The organism is Amycolatopsis orientalis DSM 43388 (assembly GCF_000411975.1).
Taxonomy (GTDB): Bacteria; Actinomycetota; Actinomycetes; order Mycobacteriales; family Pseudonocardiaceae; genus Amycolatopsis; species Amycolatopsis orientalis_D.
Window position 1 is genome coordinate 73,072 of sequence record NZ_ASXG01000122.1, and the last position, 18,426, is coordinate 91,497.

Annotated in this window: 20 protein-coding genes; 16 read left to right on the plus strand and 4 right to left on the minus strand. The window is 69.3% G+C overall.

What is annotated here, in order from left to right; genetic code table 11:
• Positions 1–19: 19 nt before the first annotated feature.
• The 13 genes from L942_RS23650 to L942_RS23710 all read left to right on the plus strand — a co-directional run bounded on the left by L942_RS23650 (position 20) and on the right by L942_RS23710 (position 12,792).
• The gene (locus L942_RS23650) at positions 20–1,564 is read left to right on the plus strand and encodes a dynamin family protein (RefSeq protein ID WP_037364313.1); all 1,545 of its coding nucleotides are present in this window, start codon (positions 20–22) and stop codon (positions 1,562–1,564) included.
• Positions 1,565–1,596: 32 nt separating this feature from the next.
• Complete coding sequence (locus L942_RS23655) at positions 1,597–2,190, plus strand: hypothetical protein (protein ID WP_037364314.1); 594 nt, start codon at positions 1,597–1,599, stop codon at positions 2,188–2,190.
• 80 nt (positions 2,191–2,270) lie between these two features.
• Positions 2,271–2,750, plus strand: a complete 480-nt coding sequence (locus L942_RS23660; RefSeq protein ID WP_037364424.1) for a YqeB family protein — start codon at positions 2,271–2,273, stop codon at positions 2,748–2,750.
• Positions 2,751–2,757: 7 nt separating this feature from the next.
• A complete protein-coding gene (locus L942_RS23665) occupies positions 2,758–3,360 on the plus strand; it encodes a TetR/AcrR family transcriptional regulator (RefSeq protein ID WP_106964997.1) in 603 nt (200 codons plus the stop codon).
• 69 nt (positions 3,361–3,429) lie between these two features.
• Positions 3,430–3,894 (plus strand): nucleotide exchange factor GrpE, encoded by a 465-nt coding sequence (gene grpE / locus L942_RS23670; protein ID WP_200862899.1) that lies wholly within the window; start codon positions 3,430–3,432, stop codon positions 3,892–3,894.
• Positions 3,891–5,717: a dynamin family protein gene (locus L942_RS23675; RefSeq protein WP_037364316.1), complete on the plus strand. Its 1,827-nt coding sequence runs from the start codon at positions 3,891–3,893 to the stop codon at positions 5,715–5,717. The genes grpE and L942_RS23675 overlap by 4 nt, the downstream gene beginning before the upstream one ends.
• 7 nt (positions 5,718–5,724) lie before the next feature.
• Entirely contained in the window at positions 5,725–6,273 is a 549-nt protein-coding gene (locus L942_RS42090) for a hypothetical protein (protein WP_158684516.1), read from the plus strand.
• A 101-nt stretch (positions 6,274–6,374) separates the two neighbouring features.
• Positions 6,375–7,067, plus strand: a complete 693-nt coding sequence (locus L942_RS23685; RefSeq protein ID WP_037364318.1) for a hypothetical protein — start codon at positions 6,375–6,377, stop codon at positions 7,065–7,067.
• A gap of 439 nt (positions 7,068–7,506) precedes the next feature.
• Positions 7,507–9,327, plus strand: a complete 1,821-nt coding sequence (locus L942_RS23690) for a phosphoenolpyruvate carboxykinase (GTP) (protein WP_037364322.1) — start codon at positions 7,507–7,509, stop codon at positions 9,325–9,327.
• A gap of 85 nt (positions 9,328–9,412) precedes the next feature.
• Positions 9,413–10,306, plus strand: a complete 894-nt coding sequence (locus L942_RS23695; RefSeq protein ID WP_051166179.1) for a TIGR03621 family F420-dependent LLM class oxidoreductase — start codon at positions 9,413–9,415, stop codon at positions 10,304–10,306.
• Complete coding sequence (locus L942_RS23700) at positions 10,303–10,908, plus strand: ABC transporter ATP-binding protein (protein WP_037364433.1); 606 nt, start codon at positions 10,303–10,305, stop codon at positions 10,906–10,908. The genes L942_RS23695 and L942_RS23700 overlap by 4 nt, the downstream gene beginning before the upstream one ends.
• Entirely contained in the window at positions 10,902–12,170 is a 1,269-nt protein-coding gene (locus tag L942_RS23705; RefSeq protein WP_037364324.1) for a DUF6297 family protein, read from the plus strand. Before L942_RS23700 ends, L942_RS23705 begins: the two co-directional genes overlap by 7 nt.
• Before the next feature lie 46 nt (positions 12,171–12,216).
• A complete protein-coding gene (locus tag L942_RS23710) occupies positions 12,217–12,792 on the plus strand; it encodes an EndoU domain-containing protein (protein WP_037364328.1) in 576 nt (191 codons plus the stop codon).
• Positions 12,793–13,173: 381 nt separating this feature from the next.
• Here L942_RS23710 and L942_RS23715 read toward each other — a convergent pair whose 3' ends face one another.
• Positions 13,174–13,443, minus strand: a complete 270-nt coding sequence (locus L942_RS23715) for a helix-turn-helix domain-containing protein (protein ID WP_009085150.1) — start codon at positions 13,441–13,443, stop codon at positions 13,174–13,176.
• Positions 13,444–13,747: 304 nt separating this feature from the next.
• On the opposite strand from L942_RS23715, the gene L942_RS23720 reads away from it, so the two are divergent.
• Positions 13,748–14,026, plus strand: coding sequence for a DUF3311 domain-containing protein (locus tag L942_RS23720; RefSeq protein ID WP_037364331.1), 279 nt, complete (start codon positions 13,748–13,750; stop codon positions 14,024–14,026).
• Positions 14,023–15,687: a monocarboxylate uptake permease MctP gene (gene mctP, locus L942_RS23725; protein ID WP_037364333.1), complete on the plus strand. Its 1,665-nt coding sequence runs from the start codon at positions 14,023–14,025 to the stop codon at positions 15,685–15,687. Before L942_RS23720 ends, mctP begins: the two co-directional genes overlap by 4 nt.
• A 26-nt stretch (positions 15,688–15,713) precedes the next feature.
• On the opposite strand, the gene L942_RS23730 is transcribed toward mctP, so the two are convergent.
• Positions 15,714–16,343, minus strand: a complete 630-nt coding sequence (locus tag L942_RS23730; protein ID WP_037364334.1) for a hypothetical protein — start codon at positions 16,341–16,343, stop codon at positions 15,714–15,716.
• Positions 16,344–16,557: 214 nt separating this feature from the next.
• Between L942_RS23730 and L942_RS23735 the strand changes: the two genes are divergently transcribed.
• Positions 16,558–17,133 carry a peroxidase-related enzyme gene (locus tag L942_RS23735; RefSeq protein ID WP_037364337.1) on the plus strand — a complete coding sequence of 192 codons (576 nt, stop codon included), beginning with the start codon at positions 16,558–16,560 and terminating at the stop codon, positions 17,131–17,133.
• Here L942_RS23735 and L942_RS23740 read toward each other — a convergent pair.
• Both L942_RS23740 and L942_RS23745 read right to left on the minus strand, forming a co-directional pair.
• Entirely contained in the window at positions 17,121–17,408 is a 288-nt protein-coding gene (locus tag L942_RS23740; RefSeq protein ID WP_037364338.1) for a hypothetical protein, read from the minus strand. The genes L942_RS23735 and L942_RS23740 overlap by 13 nt on opposite strands.
• Entirely contained in the window at positions 17,409–18,338 is a 930-nt protein-coding gene (locus L942_RS23745; protein WP_037364340.1) for a bifunctional helix-turn-helix transcriptional regulator/GNAT family N-acetyltransferase, read from the minus strand. It lies immediately after the preceding gene.
• Positions 18,339–18,426: the final 88 nt, after the last annotated feature.

Here is an 18,426-nt window from a genome sequence, read left to right on the forward strand (position 1 = left end):
CCGGAAGGGGGCCGGGGCGGTGACGGGAACGGCGGAACGGGGACGCCTCGCCGGCCCACTGTCCGCGTCGGTGGCGGAGCTGTGCCACCGGCTGCGGTCCCAGGTGTCCCCGCGCACCGCGGCCGGGTTCGCCGAGGTGCTGCGCCGGCTCGGCGCGCCGCTGCAGGTGGCGGTCGCCGGGCGGATCAAATCCGGCAAGTCGACGCTGGTCAACGCGCTGATCGGGCGGCTGGTCGCGCCCACCGACGTCGGCGAGTGCACGCGGCTGGTCACCCGGTTCCAGTACGGCACCGTCGACCGGGTCGAGGTGGTGTTCCTCGACGGCCGCAAGCAGGTGCTGCCGTTCGCCGCGGACGGGTCGATCCCGGCCGAGCTGGGCGTCGACATCTCCGAGGTCTCGCACCTCGAGGCGTACCTCACCAACGCGGTGCTGCAGGACATGACCGTGATCGACACCCCCGGTCTCGGCTCGCTGGACGCCGCGTCGGTGTCGCGGACCGAGCAGCTGCTGGGCGCGGCCGAGCAGGACGAGGGCTCCGACGAGCTCGACGACACCTCGCGCAACGCCGTCGCGGGTGCCGAGGCCGTGCTCTATGTCGTGACCCAGGGCGTGCGCGCGGACGACCAGCAGGCGCTGGCCGCGTTCACCGCCGCGACGGCGAGCCGCGAAGCCGGGCCGGTCAACGCGATCGCGGTGTTGAACAAGGCGGACACGATCGTCGCGGAATCTGTCGAAGGCTCCGGCGGGGACGTCTGGAAGGCCGCGCAACTGCTCGCCGAGAAACAGGCCGCGACGCTCAAGCCGCGGGTCGCGGACGTGCTGCCGGTGATCGGCCTCATCGCCGAATCGGCCGAGTCCGGCGGGTTCACCTCCGCCGACGCCGAGGCGCTCGGCCAGCTCGCCGCGCTCGACGACGACGTTCTCGAAACGATGCTGATCGCTGCGGACATCTTCACCAGCTGGGAGTGCGACGTCCCGGCCGGGATCCGGTTGCGGCTGCTGGAGAAACTCGATCTGTTCGGAATCCGCTGCGCGGTCGACGCGATCCGCGCGGAACCGGAGATCACCGCGGGAGCGTTGCGCCGCAAGCTTCTCGACCTCTCCGGACTCGACGCGGTCCGCCGCCGGCTGTCGATCGTCTTCGCCGCTCGCGCGGACGGAATCAAGGCCGCGGCCGCGTTGGCGTCGGTGACCGCGCTCGCGCACGCGTCCGGCGACCCGGGCGAACGGCAGCGCGTGCACGACGCGATCGAGGTGCTGCTGGCTCGCCCGGAAGCGCATCAGCTGCGCTTGCTGGAAGCGCTGACGCTCGTCGCGTCCGGGGCGGTCGAAATGCCGGAAGACCTGGCGGAAGAGGTGCTTCGGGTCGGCAGCAACGCCGACCTCGGCGCGCAGCTCGGCCTTCCCGGCGCTTCGCGTCCGGAACTGGCGGCGCACGCGCTGGATCGCGCGGGCTGGTGGCGTTCTTTCGCGTCGTTCGGCGCGACTCCGGCGCAAAGCCGCGTGGCCCACGTCGTGCACCGTGCCTATTTCCTGATCTGGCAACAGATTCGCGAACAGTAAACAACCCCGCCGCGACGCGTAGGCTGAATGTCGTGCGGCTGGAGGACACCACCTCGTGGCGGGTGGACTGGGGGAGCGACCACGACGTCGACGTGGCGCTGTACCTCCGGGACGTCCTCGCGCTCTCGGTCGCCGACGGTCAGCTGCTGCCGCCGGTGGAGCCCGCCGTGCCAGTGCGCGTCCCGCCCGCCCTCGACCGCGCGGCGGTGCAGGCGCAGTGGGAACCGTGGTGGAACGGCCTGCTGATCTTCCTTCGCGAGCGCGGTTCCGTGCGCACGCGCCGGAAAAGCCCTGCTCCCGGCGACGGTTCGGCGATCGACCTGGCGGCCCAGCACTTCGCCCCGGCCGCCGCCGAACACTTCGCCGCGGCCCGGCGTCCGGTGTCGTCGGGCTTCCACCGCCGCCAGATCCTCGCCGGGGAACGGCTGGGCCGGCTGGTCCGGGAGACCGAGGTCGAGCTGGGCCGCCGCGCCCGGCCGTTCCGGCTGTCGGTGCTGGAGATCCCGGTCGCCGGCCGGGTGTGGCTGCGGACGGCGGAGCACCAGCTGCTGGTGTCCTCCCGGCTGGCCGCCGACGTTCCTGCGCTCGACCACGCGATGCGCTCGCTGATCCACGAACTCGCCTGAGCACCGCGCACCCGCTGGTCACCTGGGTTTCGCGCACCCTGGTTTTGATAAACCGAGTGCTCGGTCTAATAATGATCGGCATGGAGACAGTGGTCGACGAACCGGCGTGGCTGCGCCGCGCGTCCTGGCTGGCCTGCCCGGTCGCCGGGGCGGTGCTGGGCTGGGGCGGGCAGGCGCTGGCCGACTGGATCGCGTCGCTGCCGTGGTTCCCGGTGCAGGGCCCGTTCCGGTTGCTGCACCAGGTCCCGCAGCCGTGGCGGCTGATCGGCGCGGTCGTCGCCGGCCTGCTGCTCGGGGTGGCGTTCGCCTGGTTCTGGGCGTGGGACCGGTTGATCGTCACGGTGTCCGCCACGCGCGTCACCCTCGAACGCCGCGAACGCCGCCGGCGCATCGACACTCCCCTCGCCGCGGTGTTCGTCGACGACGGCAAACTCGTGCTGCTCGCCGAGGACGACCGGGAAATCGCCCGGGAGAAGACGGACTTGCCCCGCAAGCACTTGGCCGAGGCGTTCGCCGCGCACGGCCGCCCGTGGCTCGACGAACCGCCGCCTGAGCGATGATGTCCCCGTGGTGAGGACGGTCGACCCGGAGAAGCACGCGGCGAAACGCCGCGCGATTCTCGACGCGGCCGCCATCTGCTTCGCCCGCAACGGTTTCGAGAAGACCTCTACCGCGGACATCTGCCGCGCCGCCGGGATCAGCTCCGGCAGCCTGTTCCACTACTTCCCCAGCAAGCGTGCGGTTTTCGTCGGCATCTTCGAGGCGGACACCACCGAAAACGAGGAGCTGCTCGCCGCCGCGGCGGAAATGGCCGACCCGTGGGAAGCCGTGCTCGCGGTGGTCGAGCGGATGTCGGCGGCGATCGTGCTGCCCGGTGTCGTGCGGTTGATCCTCGAAGCGGCCGCGCAGGCCGCGCGCGATCCGGAGTTCAACGAACTGATCCGCAGCAACGACGACCTGCTGCGCGTCGGCCTCACGGGGTTGATCGAACGCGGCGTCCACACCGGCCGGCTGTCCCCCATGCTGTCCCCGGCCGACGCGGGCAACTGGGTCGTCGCGCTGGTCGACGCGCTGCTTTCCCGCGCGAGCCTCGATCCCGGCCTGGACGTCGAGCACGAGCAGGCAGTGCTGCGCCAGCTGCTGACCCGGATTCTCGGTCCGTCTGAGTGATCCGCCCCCGCCGCGCGGCGCGCTGCCGCAAACTGGTGGAATCACGGGGACTACCAGGGGAGGGACTCGATGGCGTGGTTCGGCCACGAGGAAGCCGGCGACGCGGCCGACGCGCCGACCGGCGAGATCAGCGCGGACGCCCTCGCGCGGATCATCGCCGAGGCGGACGGAACCGCCGCCGCGGCGGATGCGTCGGATCCCGATGTGGACCTCGTAGCTGCCCCGGGTGACCTCGAACGCGCGCTGTCCGATCGGCAGGCGCTCATCCAGCTCTGCCTGTACGCGATGGACCGCGCCCGCAGCACCGGCGTCGTGGAACGGCTCGAACACGGGCTCGCCGCCATCGGCGTCACGGCGTTGCGTGCCGAGGGCGAGCGGTTCGACCCGGCGCGGCACGAAGCGGGCGGTGCGGTGCCCACTGACGATCCGGAGCTGGAAGGCGTTGTCGCGGAGACCGAGGTCGTCGGGTTCGCCGACCAGGACCGGCTGTTGCGCGCGCCGATCGTCACCGTCTACGCGAAGCGGGCGCAGTGACCGCACCCACGCTTCCCGCGCAGGTCCAAGCCGCTCGCGAACAGCTGCTCGGCGTAGTCCGCGAGGCAGATCCGCAGGCCGCGAAGTGGGTCGAAGACCAGCGCAGGGCTCGTTCGGAGAAACCGTCCGTCGTGGTCGTCGGCGAGACGAACCGCGGAAAGAGTTCCCTGGTCAACGCGCTGCTCGCGACCCCGGGACTGTCCCCTGTGGACGCTGACGTGGCCACCGCGACCTACCTCGTCTTCGAGCACGCGCCGCAGTGGCGCGCGCAGGCTTGCTACCCCGGTCAGCTGGCGTCGGTGCCGTTCGACCTGACGCAGCTGGTCGACTGGGTGTCCGCCGCGCACGAACTGCCGCCGGGCCAGCTTCCGCCGCGCTACGTCGAGGTCTCCGGCCCGGTCCCGCTGCTGGAACGGCTGACCCTGGTCGACACCCCGGGCGTCGGCGGGCTCGACTCGCTGCACGGCGAGCTCGCCAAGGAGGCCGCCGCGGGCGCGACCGCGCTGGTGTTCGTGGTCGACGCGTCGGCCCCGTTCACCTCGACCGAGCTGCAGTTCCTGCGCGAGGTCGCCGACCGCGTCGAGACCGTGGTGTTCGTGCTGGCCAAAACCGACGCGTTCCGCGGCTGGCGCGAGATCCTTGATGCGGACCGGCAACTGCTCGCCGAACACGCGCCGCGGTTCGCCGACGCGGTTTTCCACCCGGTGTCGGCGCGCGTGTTCGAGAGCGCCGCGAAGGCACCGAACGAGCAGGTGGCCGCCATGCTGCGGGAGAAGTCCGGCATCGCGGCGGTGCAGGTCGCGTTGCAGGAACTGCTGGTCGGCCGGTCGATCATGCTCAAGGAAGCCAACACGCTCCGCTCGCTGTCGAGCGCGCTCGCCGGGATCAAGGCGAAGCTGCAAGCGGAAAGCCGGGCGTTGTCTGCCGGGGAGGCGGAAGCCGAGCAACTCCGCGCCCGCCGCGACGATCTTCAGTCCCAGCGCCGCACTTCCACCCGTGGCTGGCAACTGCGCTTGCGCGCCGAAATCCAGCGCACGCGGGTCGAGGTCGGGCACGAGAGCAGTCGCGAAATGCGCGAGGCCCAAGCACATTTCCGGCAACGCATCGACGCGGCGAAGCGCGACGAACTGGCCGCGCTCCCGCAGGAAGTCGACATCGCGTTGCAGACCGCTTCGCAGCGCGTCTCGATGCAGTTGTCGCAACGGCTGAACCAGGTCACGAACACGGCGCTGGCGGAGCTGTTCTCCGCCGAAGAACTCGACGTGATCCGCGCCCAGTTCGCCCGCGCCGGAGGCCCGCCGGTCGTGCTGCGGCCGCCGGACAAGAAACCGCCGACGGCCGAAGACAAACTGCTGGTGTTCATGGGCATTTCCGGCGGCGTCGGGGCGGGGAAGATCGCCGCGCTGCCGCTGGCCGGGGTCGCGATCCTCAACCCGGTCGTGCTCCCGGCGACGATCGTGATCGGACTCGGCGCGGGCTGGTGGATGGCGCGCACCCGCAAACACGCCTCGGACAAACAGCACCTGAAGCAATGGCTGGTCGAGGCGATCGCCGACGCCCGCTCGACGCTCGACCAGCTGATCGCCGAACAGCTCATCGAGGCCGAACAGCAACTGTCGCTCGCCCTCGACGAGGCGTTGGGCCGCCGCATCGAGGCGATCGAGGCGGAGCTCAAGGAGGTGGACCAGACGATCAAGATGAGCGCGCAGGAACGGGCGAAGAAGATCGCGATCGTCTCGAAACGCCTCAAGGACGTCACCGAGGGCCACACCCGGGCCGAAACGCTGCTTTCCCGCATCCGCACGGTCCGCGATCGGGCATGATCAGCCAGTGACATACGGATCTCCGCCTGGACCGCAACCTCCGCAGTGGGGAGTGCCGCCAGCTCCGCAATGGGGCGGTCCGCCGCCGCGGCAGTGGCAACCGCCCGCGCCGCCGAAGAAACGCCGGACCGGGCTCATCATCGGGATCTGCCTCGGCACCGTGGTGCTGCTCGGCGGCGGTGGCTTCGCGATCTTCGCCATTGCGACCGACGACAGCGTCGAGGTGCATCGTCCGGCAGGCGGTCCCGATGTCGTCGCCCAGGCTTATGTCGCAGCGGTCAACCAGCGAGATCCGATCGGCCTGCAGAACGTCAACTGCCACGCCTCCACCGAGTATCCGGCGACCCGGTCGGTCGCGGACTTCGAGCGGGACAACGTCCGGATGCGCCTCGGCAAGCCGACCACCGGGCCTGGCGGCGGCGCGTTCTTCGAGGTCGAGGTCAGCCGCGCCGCGCATCCGCCGACGACCACGCGGCTCGAGCTGAACCGCGAGGAGGCCGGGACCTGGTGCGTTTTCGTCACCGGCGGCGGCCTGCCGCCGAACCTGCCGCCGTGAGCAGGTGATCGGCTTGTGGACGGGAACCGAACCGGCCTAACGTGAGTCATACCGAGCGAAGCAACCAGCGGCAGACCCGGCGCAATAAGGGGGACCAACCCATGTGGGTCGACGAGAGCGGCGGCACCGACGCGACCGGCCCGGAGGCCATGACCGTCCACGTCGACGGCCAGGATTACCAGGCCGAGGTCAACTACGACACCGACCACGACGGGGTCGCCGACACCGCGGTCGTCGAGCACGACGACGGCACCGCGCAAGCGTTCGTCGACACCGACCACGACGGAGTCGCCGACCACTACGCGGTGCTCGACTCGACCGGGCACGTCGTGGACCAGGCGGTTTACGACGAGCAGAGCGGCAGCTGGGTCGAATCCGGCCACGGCCAGTCCGGCTCCGACGGCACCGATTCGCACTCCTCAGACACCTCGACCGGCGGGCACATCCACGCCGATCTCCCGGACGGCGACGTCGACGCCGGGGTCGCCACCATCGACACCGACCACGACGGGCACAACGACACCGCCGTGGTCGAGACGAAGTCCGGCGGCACGATCGCCTTCACCGACACCAACGGCGACGGCCAGGCCGACGTCGCGGTGCAGGTCGGCGCAGACGGATCCACCCACACTTTCGAGCACACCGGCCACGGCCAGTGGACCGAGACCGACGGCGGCGCGAACCACGCGGCCGACCCGGGCAGCGACTCCGCCTGGGGCGGCGAGGGCTCCCAGCTGCTCAGCGGTGTGGCGAAGATCGACAGCGGAACCGGGCAGTGGATCAGCCCCAACTGAGCCTTCGGTAACTGACGTCACACGAAAGACGGGTCCGGCCGCGCGCCGGGCCCGTTTCGTCGTCTCCAGGTCCCGAAAACGCCGGCCTCTCCGCTCGCGTCCGTCCCCGCGGGCCCCGCAGCGCCCCGGCAAGATCGGGGACCGCTCAGCCCGGCTCCCGGCATCGGGCACGAATGCGACGCGGGCCGCGCGGAAAGATTTTCGGCGCTGGACCGTTCCGGTGAAACTGAATCGATTCCCTTATCGTTCTTGTGAGAGAACCGACAGGTCAGCTCTCGGTTACCTGCCGTCCATCCGGCTACAGTCGGGGAATCCCAAAACCCGCACACCGGTCTTCCGCCGGTGTGCGAAGCCATTCGGTCGCCGGCAACGAAGCCCGCACCAAGAACACTGTCGTTCGCGGTGTGGGCTCTTTTGTCGTCGGAAGTCAGGAGTAGAGATGACCGCAGTCGCCATCCCCGGACTGGACAACGCGCCGACGACGCACAGTGGCGTGCTGTCCTGGGTCCGGGAGGTCGCCGAGCTGACCACCCCGGACCGCGTGGTGTGGGTCGACGGGTCTGATGAGGAAGCCGCCCGGATCAACCAGGAGCTGGTCGACGCCGGCACCTTTGTGAAGCTGGACGCCAAGCCGAACTCCTACTGGGCCACCTCGGACCCCGGAGACGTCGCGCGGGTCGAGGACCGCACCTTCATCTGCTCGAAGGAGGAGAAGGACGCGGGCCCGACGAACAACTGGGTCGACCCGGCCGAGATGAAGGCCACGATGACGGAGCTGTACCGCGGCTGCATGGCCGGCCGCACGATGTACGTCATCCCGTTCTGCATGGGCCCGCTCGGCGACGACAACCCCAAGCTCGGCATCGAAATCACCGACTTCGCCTACGTCGTCGCCTCGATGCGCGTGATGACCCGCGCCGGCAAGGCCGCGCTGGACAAGTTCATCGCGCCGGACGGCACGGAGCGCGAGTTCGTGCCCGCGCTGCACTCGGTCGGCAAGCCGCTGGCCCCGGGCGAGAAGGACGTCGCCTGGCCGTGCAACGAGACCAAGTACATCTCGCACTTCCCGGAGGAGCGGCTGATCTGGAGCTACGGCTCGGGCTACGGCGGCAACTCGTTGCTGGGCAAGAAGTGCTACTCGCTGCGCATCGGCTCGGTCATCGCCCGCGACGAGGGCTGGCTCGCCGAGCACATGCTGATCCTCAAGCTGATCTCGCCCGAGGACAAGGTCCACTACGTCGCGGCGGCGTTCCCGAGCGCCTGCGGCAAGACCAACCTCGCCATGCTGCAGCCGACCCTCCCGGGCTGGCGCGCGGAGACCCTCGGCGACGACATCGCGTGGATGCGCTTCGGCGAGGACGGCCGCCTGTACGCGGTGAACCCGGAGTTCGGTTTCTTCGGCGTCGCGCCGGGCACCGACAACCACACGAACCCGAACGCGATGCGCACCATCGAGAAGGGCAACACGGTCTTCACGAACGTGGCGCTCACCGACGACGGCGACGTGTGGTGGGAGGGCATGGAGAACACGCCCGAGCACGCCATCTCGTGGAAGCACCAGGACTGGACGCCGGACTCCGAGGAGAAGGCCGCCCACCCGAACTCGCGCTACTGCGTGCCGATGTCGCAGTGCCCGATCCTCGCACCGGAGTGGGACGACCCGAAGGGCGTGCCGATCTCGGCGATCCTGTTCGGCGGACGGCGCAAGACGACGGTGCCGCTGGTGAACGAGGCGCGCGACTGGCAGCACGGCGTGTTCATGGGCGCGACCATGTCGTCGGAGACCACCGCGGCGGCGGTCGGCGCGGTCGGCAACGTGCGCCGCGACCCGATGGCGATGCTGCCGTTCCTCGGCTACCACGCCGGTGACTACTTCAACCACTGGCTGGACCTGGGCAAGAACGCGGACGCGAACAAGCTGCCGAAGATCTTCTACGTCAACTGGTTCCGCCGCGGCGACGACGGCCGCTTCCTGTGGCCGGGCTTCAGCGAGAACTCGCGCGTGCTCAAGTGGGTCATCGAGCGCGTCGAGGGCAAGGGCAACGCCGCCGAGACCCCGATCGGGTTCGTGCCGAAGGCCGAGGACCTCGACCTCGAGGGCCTTTCCGAGCCCGTCGAGGACATCCAGGCCGCGCTGGAGGTGCGCAACGAGGAGTGGCGCGAGGAGCTGCCGCTGATCGAGGAGTGGTTCGCGAAGATCGGCGAGGTGCCGACCGCGCTGCGCGACGAGCTCGACGCGCTGGCCCAGCGGCTCGGCTGACCCCGCGCCAGCCTGACGGAGGGGACGTTCGCACCGGGCGCGGACGTCCCCTTCTTCGTGCGCGGAAAACGGCTAACGTGGGCGCATGGTCTCTGATGGGGAGAAGGCTTTCCGGTTCGGCGTGAACCTGGTGCGGCCCGGCTCGCGCGACGAATGGGTCGCGAAATGCCGCCGGGTCGAGGAACTCGGCTACCACGTGCTGAGCGTGGCCGACCACCTCGGGATCGCGCCGCCCTTTCCCGCGCTCGTGCTGGCCGGCGCGGTCACCGAACGGGTGCGGCTCAACACTTTCGTGCTCAACGCGCCGTTCTACCGTCCGTCGCTGCTCGCGCGCGAAGTCGCGGGCACGGACCAATTCGTGTCCGGGCGGCTCGAACTCGGGCTCGGCGCGGGATACGTCAAAGAGGAGTTCGAAGCGGCCGGAATGCCGTTTCCCGGCGCGGGTGCGCGGGTCGACCACCTCGAACTCACGATCAAGGAACTCGCGCGGCTTTACGCGGATCCGGAATACGCGCCGAAACCGGCCCAGCCCGGCGGTCCCCCGCTGATGATCGGCGGCCGCGGCGACCGGCTGCTGTCGCTCGCCGCCGAGCACGCGGCGACGATTGCCTTCAGCGGCATGGCCAAGGTGCGCGACGGTGCTCCGCTGATGCTGGCGACGGCGGACGCGGTCGAAGAGCGCACCCGGTTCGTCACCGAGCGGCTCGCTGGCCGCGACGCGGAATTCAACCTGCTCGTGCAGCTCGTCCAGGTCACCGAGGACCGCGAAGGCGCGTTGCGGGAAATCCATGCGCGGCTCAGCGATTCGATGACGCTCGACGAACTCGCCGAAATCCCCACCGTGCTGGTCGGCACCGTCGAGGAAATCGCGGAGCAGCTGGTCGCGCATCGCTCCCGGTTCGGATTCAGCTATTTCACCGTGCTGGAGCCGAATCTCGAAACGCTGGCTCCGGTGGTGGAGCTGCTGTGTCGCCGATAATCGACGCGCGCGGGCTCGGCGTGAAGGCCGGCGACCTGTGGTTGCTGGAGAACCTCGATTTCTCGGTCGACCCGGGGGAATGCGCGGTGCTGGTCGGGCCCAACGGCGTCGGCAAATCCACGCTGCTGCGGTGCCTGTACGGAATGCAGGAACCGCAGCGGGGCCGGGTGCTGGTCGACGGCGCGAAACCGGACGAACGCAGCGTTGCCTTCCGGCGCAAGGTGTCCGTGCTCTTCGACGATTCCGACTTCTTCGCCGAGCTCACTCCGATCCAGCACCTGGAACTGCTTTCCGGCTCGTTCGGCGAGCACCTCGGCGATTTCGAAGAATTGCTCGCGGACGCGGGCCTCGCCGAACGCGCTCGCGTCACCGCCGGGCATTTCTCGGCCGGGCAGCGTCGCCGGTTGCTGCTGCTGGGCGTCACCGCGCGGCCGCATCGGGTGCTGTTGCTGGACGAGCCGGAACGCGCGCTCGACATCGCGGGCAAGGAGTGGCTGGTCAAGCTGATCAGCCGCTCCACCGCGGCGGGCGCGGCAGTGGTCGTGGCCACGCACCATCAGCCGTTGCTGGACACGGCGGACAGCGTGCTCGAACTGTGGTGACCCGGTTGCGTGTCCCCGGCCGCAAGCGGTTCGGCGGCATTTTCAGCGGCGACAGCCCTACCTTCGTGCTGATCTTCGGCGTCGGATTCCTGTTCACCGCCTTTTTCCGCACCGACGCCTGGCATAGAGTCCTTTTTGGACCGTCTGCTGTGGACTACTCGGCGGTGCTCGGCCTGGTCGCGTTGTGCACCGCGGTGGGCTGGCGGAGCCTGCTGCGCCGCGGTTTCGTCTGGGCCGAACCGGCCGAGCTGACCTGGATGGATTTCGCCAAGGTGGACCGTCGCCGGGTCGTAGTGACCCGGCTGGCCAGCGTGCTCACCGGATTCGTGGTGGTGCTCGGGTATCTGGCCGCGCTGATGCTGGCGGTTGGCGGCAGTTCGATCGAGTGGTGGCGCGCCGCCGCGGCCCTGGTCGCCGGCGGCACGATCCTCGCGTTCACCACCGCGCGGCGCACCGCGTTCCTTTTCGAAGCCGCCGGACCACTGCTCCTGGCGGTGGCTGGGGTCGTGCTCGCCGCGGCTCGCCTGGACGCGACGGCGGTGCAGTACCTCGGTGCGGCGCTCGCGTTATGCGGTCTGCTGCTGGCTTTTGGCGGCGAGGCAGTGAGCGGTGCCGGCCGCGCGGTGCTGCTCGACGGCTGGAACGCGCGGGTCCTTCGGTCGATGGCCGTGACGTTCCTCGACCCGATGATGATGCTGCCGGAATCCGCGCCGGTGGGTTCCTGGTCGCTGCGCCCGCCCACCGCGTTGCGGCTCGCGTGGCTCGGCATCGTCGGCCGGTCCCGGTACGCGGGTGCGGTGTTGTTGGTGGCTTTCGCGGTCGCCGTTGGTCATGTTGCCGTACCCACTCTGCCTGGCCCGGTGCTCGTCGGGATCGGCGCGTACGTGGCGCTTACTCCTTTCGGGGCCGGTCTTGGCGTCCTGTGGCGGAATCCGGGGCGGCGACGGTGGCTGGGCTCGTCGTCGCGGGAGCTGGTGCTCGCCCACGGCGTCGCGCTGGTTGTCGTTGGTTTTGTCTGGTGCGCTTTGCTCTCAGTGGCGCTTTGGGCTTTGGGCACCGCGTTCTCCCCGCTCTCGTGGGTGACTGCTGCCCTGGCGGTGCTGTCGGTGTTGCGCACGGTCACGCGCCAGCCGGTCGACTACAGCAGCGCGGGTTTCGTCGACACCCCCGCTGGCCCGATGCCGGCAAACCTTATGCGGCAACTGTTCCGCGGTCCGGACCTGCTCGCGGTCGGAATCCTGGTGCTCGCACAACTCGGCTGAACGGCCGCGCCCGGGTTAGGCTCCGTGCCGACGAGAGGAGCCGAAGGTGGGCGGTGGACACGCTTCCGGCATCGGTCGCAGGGCGACGAGCGAGTTCCCGCCCGGATGGAGCGACGAGCAGATCATCGCGGTGGTCAAGGACGTCGCCAACGATCCGGGCGAACCCCGGCGGCAGCAGTACAACGGCCGCTGGCGCTGCGTCGGCGAACGGTACGGAGTGCGCGTGGTCGTCCTGGTCAACGGCGACGGCCTCGTGCACACCAGCTACCCGCTGCCGGGCCCCGGCGTCGTCCGGAATCCGGACAGCGCGCGGGACCCGGCGAACCCGACCGTCGACGACCAGGCGGGCAACCGGATCAGCTACTTCGTCGACAGCGTCCTGCGCCTGCTCGCCGACCGGATGCCGCCCGAGGACCTGGAGCACTACCGCGACCTGCAGTGGTCCGGCGAATGGGAGGAGCTGGCCGACACCCTCGCCGCGCACTTCCAGATCACCGGCATCCAGCTCAACCCGGACGAGTACGCGGATTTCGCGAAACTGCTGAACTCGTTCGACCTGCCCGTCCGCGACTGCCGCTACCTCAACGACCGGGAACGGATCCTCGCCGACCTGCGCGGCTGACCAGGGATTTCCCCGGCGCTCTCGAAGAACCCGCCGCACGGCTCGTCGTCCGCAGGGTCGCGACCTTGAGCGCGATCGCCCGGCTTAGCGGACGACCTCAAGACCCACGAGCTTCGCCGCGGCAGCTTCCCGGCGCACTCGTCAAGTCGGGACCCATCCGCTGGTGCTGGCGACCAAGGCCGGGCGTCGCACGAACTCCTGCTGGCCTCCGAACGGCCGCTCCCCCGCGCTAGCCGCGCCGCGCATGGCATCGCCTGCCGCCTCCGGAGCAGCGACTTATCCACAGTTGTCCACAGGTGGATAAGTCTCCCGGTCAGCTCGCCGATTCCACCCCGGACCGCCCGGACCCGACCGCGCTGCTCCAGGCGGCCAGGCTAACCCTCAGCTGGCCTGCGAAAACGCCGCCGCGTCCCCGGCGCACGCGACCCGCAGCTGGTCCAGCGGCATGCCCACCGCGTCGGCGATCGCCGCGACGGTGAAGAACGCGGGCGTCGGGATCCGACCGGTCTCGATTTTGCGCAGGGTTTCGACCGAAATGCCCGCTTCCGCGGCCACGTCGACCATGCTGCGGCTGGCCCGGGCGGCGCGCAGCACCAGGCCGAGCCGCTCGCCGCGGGAGCGTTCTTCGTCGGTGAGGGGCACGCGGACCATGCCGTTCAGTTTAGCCACAGAGTTGTCCACTGCCTGTGGATAACTCTGTGCACAAGCTGCCGGACCCCGTGGACAACCGCCGTCCGGCACAAGGTCTTGGGGCGTTCGGGGTGGTCCGATCCCGCCGATAGGGGTAGCGAACGGCTCGCCGGGACCGCGTCGGACCGGGTTGTCCCCGAGGTTGTCCACACCCTGGAACGTGTTCGTAGTGCTGATCGAATCGATATCGAAGCCGCATGACGGCGGGATGACCGGGGTCTAGGGTCAGGCGGTCGCGTGTCACGTGAGTGTTAGGTGAGGTTCGATGTCCACTGCCAAACCGGGCGGTCGGGTGCGCGGGTTCCAGTTCAGTGCCTGGAACCTGCTGTTGCTGATCCCGTTGCTGATCCTGGTCACGCCGCTGTTCAACTTCGACGGGCCGCGGCTGTTCGGCCTTCCGTTCTTCTACTGGTTCCAGCTGGCGTTCGTCGTGCTGGGCGTGCTGTGCACCGGCATCGTCTACCTGGCCACCAAGGACAAGCCGCGCAACGTGAGCCGGGACGAGCTGAGCGTCGAAGACCTGGACGAGGGGGAGACCCGATGAGCAACATTCAGTGGGTCGAACTGATCGTCTTCGCGTTCCTGTTCGTCGTGGTCACCGTGCTGGGCTTCGTCGCCTCGCGGTGGAAGGCCGGCGGCAGCCTCGACCACCTCGACGAATGGGGTCTCGGCGGCCGCAAGTTCGGTTCGTGGATCACCTGGTTCCTGCTCGGCGGCGACCTCTACACCGCCTACACGTTCGTCGCCGTGCCCGCGCTCGTGTTCAGCGCCGGCGCGCTCGGCCTGTACGCGCTGCCTTACACGATCGTCGTCTACCCGATCGTGCTGCTGCCCGCGCTGCGCATGTGGTCGGTCAGCCGTTCGCGCGGCTACGTGACCCCGGCCGACTTCGTCCGCGGCCGCTTCGGTTCGCCGACGCTGGCGTTGCTGGTTGCGATCACCGGCATCGTCGCGACCATGCCGTACATCGCGTTGCAGCTGGTCGGCCTCGAAGCGGTGCTGCGCACGATGGGCATCAACGGCTCCGGCATCGTCGGGCACCTGCCGCTGCTGGTCGCGTTCATCATCCTGGCGCTCTACACGTATCAGTCGGGCCTTCGCGCGCCCGCGCTGATCGCGTTCGTCAAGGACATCCTGATCTATCTCGTGATCATCGTGGCGGTCCTCTACCTGCCCTCGAAGCTCGGCGGCTGGGACCACATTTTCAGCACCGCCAAGGCCACCCTCGCCAAGCCGAACCCGAGCACCGGCAAGCCCGCCGGTTCGATCCTGCTCACCTCGAGCAACCAGCTCCAGTACGCGACGCTGGCGCTGGGTTCGGCGCTCGCGCTGTTCCTGTACCCGCACTCGCTCACCAGCGTGCTCGCCTCGCGCGGCCGCAACGTGATCAAGCGGAACATGGTGGCGCTGCCGGCCTACTCGTTCGTGCTGGGCCTGCTCGCGCTGCTGGGCTACGTCGCGATCTCGGCGGGCGTCAAGCCGCTGAAGAACGCGGCCACCGGAAAGCCGGACGGCAACACGATCGTCCCGCTGCTGTTCGACTCGCAGTTCACGAACTGGTTCGCGGGCATCGCCTTCGCCGCGATCGGCATCGGCGCCCTGGTGCCCGCCGCGATCATGTCGATCGCCGCGGCGAACCTGTGGACGCGCAATATCTACAAGGAATACCTCCGCAAGGACGCGACGCCGAAGCAGGAAGCGAAGCAGGCCAAACTGGCGTCGCTGGTGGTCAAACTGGGTGCGGTGCTGGTGATCATCCTGATCGACCCGCAGTTCTCCATCGACCTGCAGCTGATCGGCGGCGTGCTGATCCTGCAGACCCTGCCCGCGGTGGCGATCGCCCTGTACACGCGCTGGTTCCACAAGGCAGGCCTGATCGCCGGCTGGATCGTCGGCATGGGCTGGGGATTGATCATGCTGTACGGCATCCCCAACCCGGCCAACGGAAAACTCCACTTCGGCGGCTCGGCGCTGGCGATGGGCAACCTGTCGATCTTCGGCTGGCACCCGTTCCGCGGCACCGGTCTCGCGGTGGTCCAGATCTACCCCGGTTTCGTGGCCCTGATCGCGAACATCGTGGTGGCCGCGGTGGTTTCGGTCATCGCACGGGCCCTCAAGTGGAGCGCGGGCACCGACGAAACCGAACCCGAGGACTACCACGCCGACGAACACGACAAGGACCTGCGCCCGATCGGCGCACACTGAGTCCTTTGTAGACAGAGGCCCCCTCGCTAGCCCGGCGAGGGGGCCTCTCGCGTTTTGCCGATCATCGCCTTCGCGACGACGTACAGCACCACCGCGTTGAGCAAATGCCACAGAAAATGGGTGCCCACTGGGAAATCTCCGCAGACCACGCCGTCGATGGTGCGGAAGGACAACGACAACGCGAAAACCGCGGCGGCCATGACGAAGTGCAGCCAGTACGGGTCGCGCTTGACCGCCAACGCAACGGCGAACCCCGCGAGCCCGACGAGCGCGGGCAGATACAGCCCGCCGCCGAGCACCGCCGATACGCCGGTGAGGGCGAGGAACACCGGTGCCCCGAGCCACGCCCACGTGGCTTTCACCCGGAAGAACACCCTGGGGAAAACCGCGGCGTAGAACAGGGTGAAGATCAGGATGGCCGCGGAGTCGGCGACCGCTCCCCAGCGCGTGGCGACCAGATGAAACACACCGCTGGCAACGAAGATCAACCCGATCAGGGAGGCGAGCACCCGCCCAGTGCGCTGCCCGTCGGCCTGCCACCAGACCATCCCGGCAGCGCCGAGAAAGGCCAGGTTGGCCAGGTCGTTGAGCGGCTCTCCCCAGAGTCCGGGCGCGGTGCGCTCGCAGTAACCGTCCACATACGCGGTCCAGTTCACGGGGTAAGCAAACCCCTTCCGGGTGAACGGGGTGCATCCGGGGTCGGTGGGTTCGGGTGCGGGGCGCCCAGCACGATTCGGCCGAAGCTGGCGGCAAGTCTCGCCCTGGCCCGCGGCTTCGGAATCGGCCGCAACACCGGTCGCTCGTCCATCTGGTCACCGTGCCCCACCCGACCCCTGCCGTCTGCCGATCGCGCGGGTTAGCGTGGGCGGCATGAGCGACCCCGTGAGCCGGTTCCCCGTGACGGAACTCGAAGACCTTCCCGACGATCTCCGCGAGCGCATCGGCGCCATCGCGGAGAAATCCGGCTTCACGCCGAACATCTTCCGCGCCCTGGGCCACCGGCCCGCCGAACTCCGGGCCTTCCTCGACTACCACGACGCGCTCATGGAACGCGAAGGCGGACTCACCAAGGCCGAACGCGAGCTGGTCGTCGTAGCCACTTCCGGGGCGAACCACTGCACCTACTGCGTCGTCGCGCACGGGGCCATCCTGCGGATCCGCGCCAAGGACCCCGAGCTGTCCGATCGGGTCGCGACCAATCCGTGGCAGGTCGAACTCGACGAGCGCGGCCGGGCGATCGTCGATCTCGCCTTGGCGTTGTCCCACGATTCCGCGCTGTTCGGCGAGGGCGACCTGACGATGGCCCGCGAGGCGGGGCTGACCGAGGACGAGATCTGGGACGTCGGCGCGATCACCGCGTTGTTCGCGATGTCCAATCGGCTCGCGCATTTGACCGCGCTCAAGCCGAATCCGGAGTTTTACTCGATGGGGCGTCAGAAGCGATAGAACGGGCCGGGCAGGTCGCGGCTCATCTCGAACCGGGTGCGCAGCCAGCCGCGCAGGCGGTTCACCGGTTTCGTCCACACTCGCGGCGCGGGCCCGAAACACCTCGGGTCCGCGTGCGGGGTGAACGCGTCGCCGGTCAGGATGACTGCGTCGTGGCCCAGCGGGCAGTGCCCGGACACCGAGATCACGCCGCGCGTCAGGTTTTCCACCCAGTCGACCTCGTCGACGCCCAGCAGCGTGCGGCGATCGCACACGGCGCAGTACAAGACGAACATCTATAACTCCCGCCGCCACGTTTCGCCGGTCACGAGCGGACCGAACGCGTCCGTCTGTTCCTCGCCGACGAGTTCGAACCCAGCGCTGCGATAGATCCCGCGCGCGGCGGCGAGCAGCGACAGCGTCCACAGCTCCATCGACCGATACCCCCGCGCCTGTGCGAACTCGACGCATTCGCGCACCAGCCGCTTGCCGACGCCGTGTCCGCGCGCGGCCGGTTCCAGCAGGAGCAGGCGAAGTTTCGCGGTGCCTTCCTCCTCGCCGGGAGTGCAGAAGATGCTGCCGACCCGCTCGCCGTCGAGTTCGGCGATCCAGCCGGCCTGGCGCGGGTCGTCGCGGCGTTCGGCGAACTCGGCGACCACGCGGGCGACGAGGGCTTCGAAGCGTTCGTCGAGGTCGTACTCCTCGGCGTACAACGCTCCGTGCCGGTGCACTACCCAGCCGAGGTCGCCCGGGCGTGGGGCGCGCAGGGTGACCGTCGGTTCCGGTGCCGGTTCGCCGACGAGTGCGGTGATGGTCCCCATCGCGCCGAGCAGGCGGCGCTGGTCGGCGTCCGCGAACTGGTCGAGGAGGCTGCCGATCTGGCTGGCCGAACGGTGGTCGAGGTCGGCGAACGCGGCGCGCCCTTCCTCGGTGAGCGCCACGAGCTGGCGGCGCGCGTCGTCCGCGCAGCGCTCACGGGTGACCAGGCCGCGGTTTTCCAGCCGGCCGAGCAGCCTGCTCGCGTAGCCGCCGTCCAGGGACAGCCGTTTGCGCAGATCACTGACCTGCAGGCGGTCCTGTTGGGCGAGTTCGAACAACACCCGCGCTTCGCTCAGCGAGTACTCGGCGTCGGCCGGTCCCTCGTCGAGGACGCCGATCACGCCGGTGTAGAGCCGGTTGAAAGCGCGAACCGTGGCGACGCGTTCGGCGAGGACGGAATCCGGCATCGAGGACCACCTTGACTCGATCGTTGACTGAGTCAAGCATCGCTCCGCCGCCCGTTCGGGGCAAGCGAATTCATCCGGTGGGGGATGC

What these genes read in the sequence shown, in the direction of transcription:
- grpE (WP_200862899.1), top strand. Translation starts at nt 3,430, where the DNA reads ATGGCGTGGTTCGGCCACGAGGAAGCCGGCGACGCGGCCGACGCGCCG.
- mctP (WP_037364333.1), top strand. Translation starts at nt 14,023, where the DNA reads ATGAGCAACATTCAGTGGGTCGAACTGATCGTCTTCGCGTTCCTGTTC.
- L942_RS23690 (WP_037364322.1), top strand. Translation starts at nt 7,507, where the DNA reads ATGACCGCAGTCGCCATCCCCGGACTGGACAACGCGCCGACGACGCAC.
- L942_RS23720 (WP_037364331.1), top strand. Translation starts at nt 13,748, where the DNA reads ATGTCCACTGCCAAACCGGGCGGTCGGGTGCGCGGGTTCCAGTTCAGT.
- L942_RS23695 (WP_051166179.1), top strand. Translation starts at nt 9,413, where the DNA reads ATGGTCTCTGATGGGGAGAAGGCTTTCCGGTTCGGCGTGAACCTGGTG.
- L942_RS23735 (WP_037364337.1), top strand. Translation starts at nt 16,558, where the DNA reads ATGAGCGACCCCGTGAGCCGGTTCCCCGTGACGGAACTCGAAGACCTT.
- L942_RS23740 (WP_037364338.1), bottom strand. Translation starts at nt 17,408, where the DNA reads ATGTTCGTCTTGTACTGCGCCGTGTGCGATCGCCGCACGCTGCTGGGC.
- L942_RS23715 (WP_009085150.1), bottom strand. Translation starts at nt 13,443, where the DNA reads ATGGTCCGCGTGCCCCTCACCGACGAAGAACGCTCCCGCGGCGAGCGG.
- L942_RS23660 (WP_037364424.1), top strand. Translation starts at nt 2,271, where the DNA reads ATGGAGACAGTGGTCGACGAACCGGCGTGGCTGCGCCGCGCGTCCTGG.
- L942_RS23685 (WP_037364318.1), top strand. Translation starts at nt 6,375, where the DNA reads ATGTGGGTCGACGAGAGCGGCGGCACCGACGCGACCGGCCCGGAGGCC.
- L942_RS23745 (WP_037364340.1), bottom strand. Translation starts at nt 18,338, where the DNA reads ATGCCGGATTCCGTCCTCGCCGAACGCGTCGCCACGGTTCGCGCTTTC.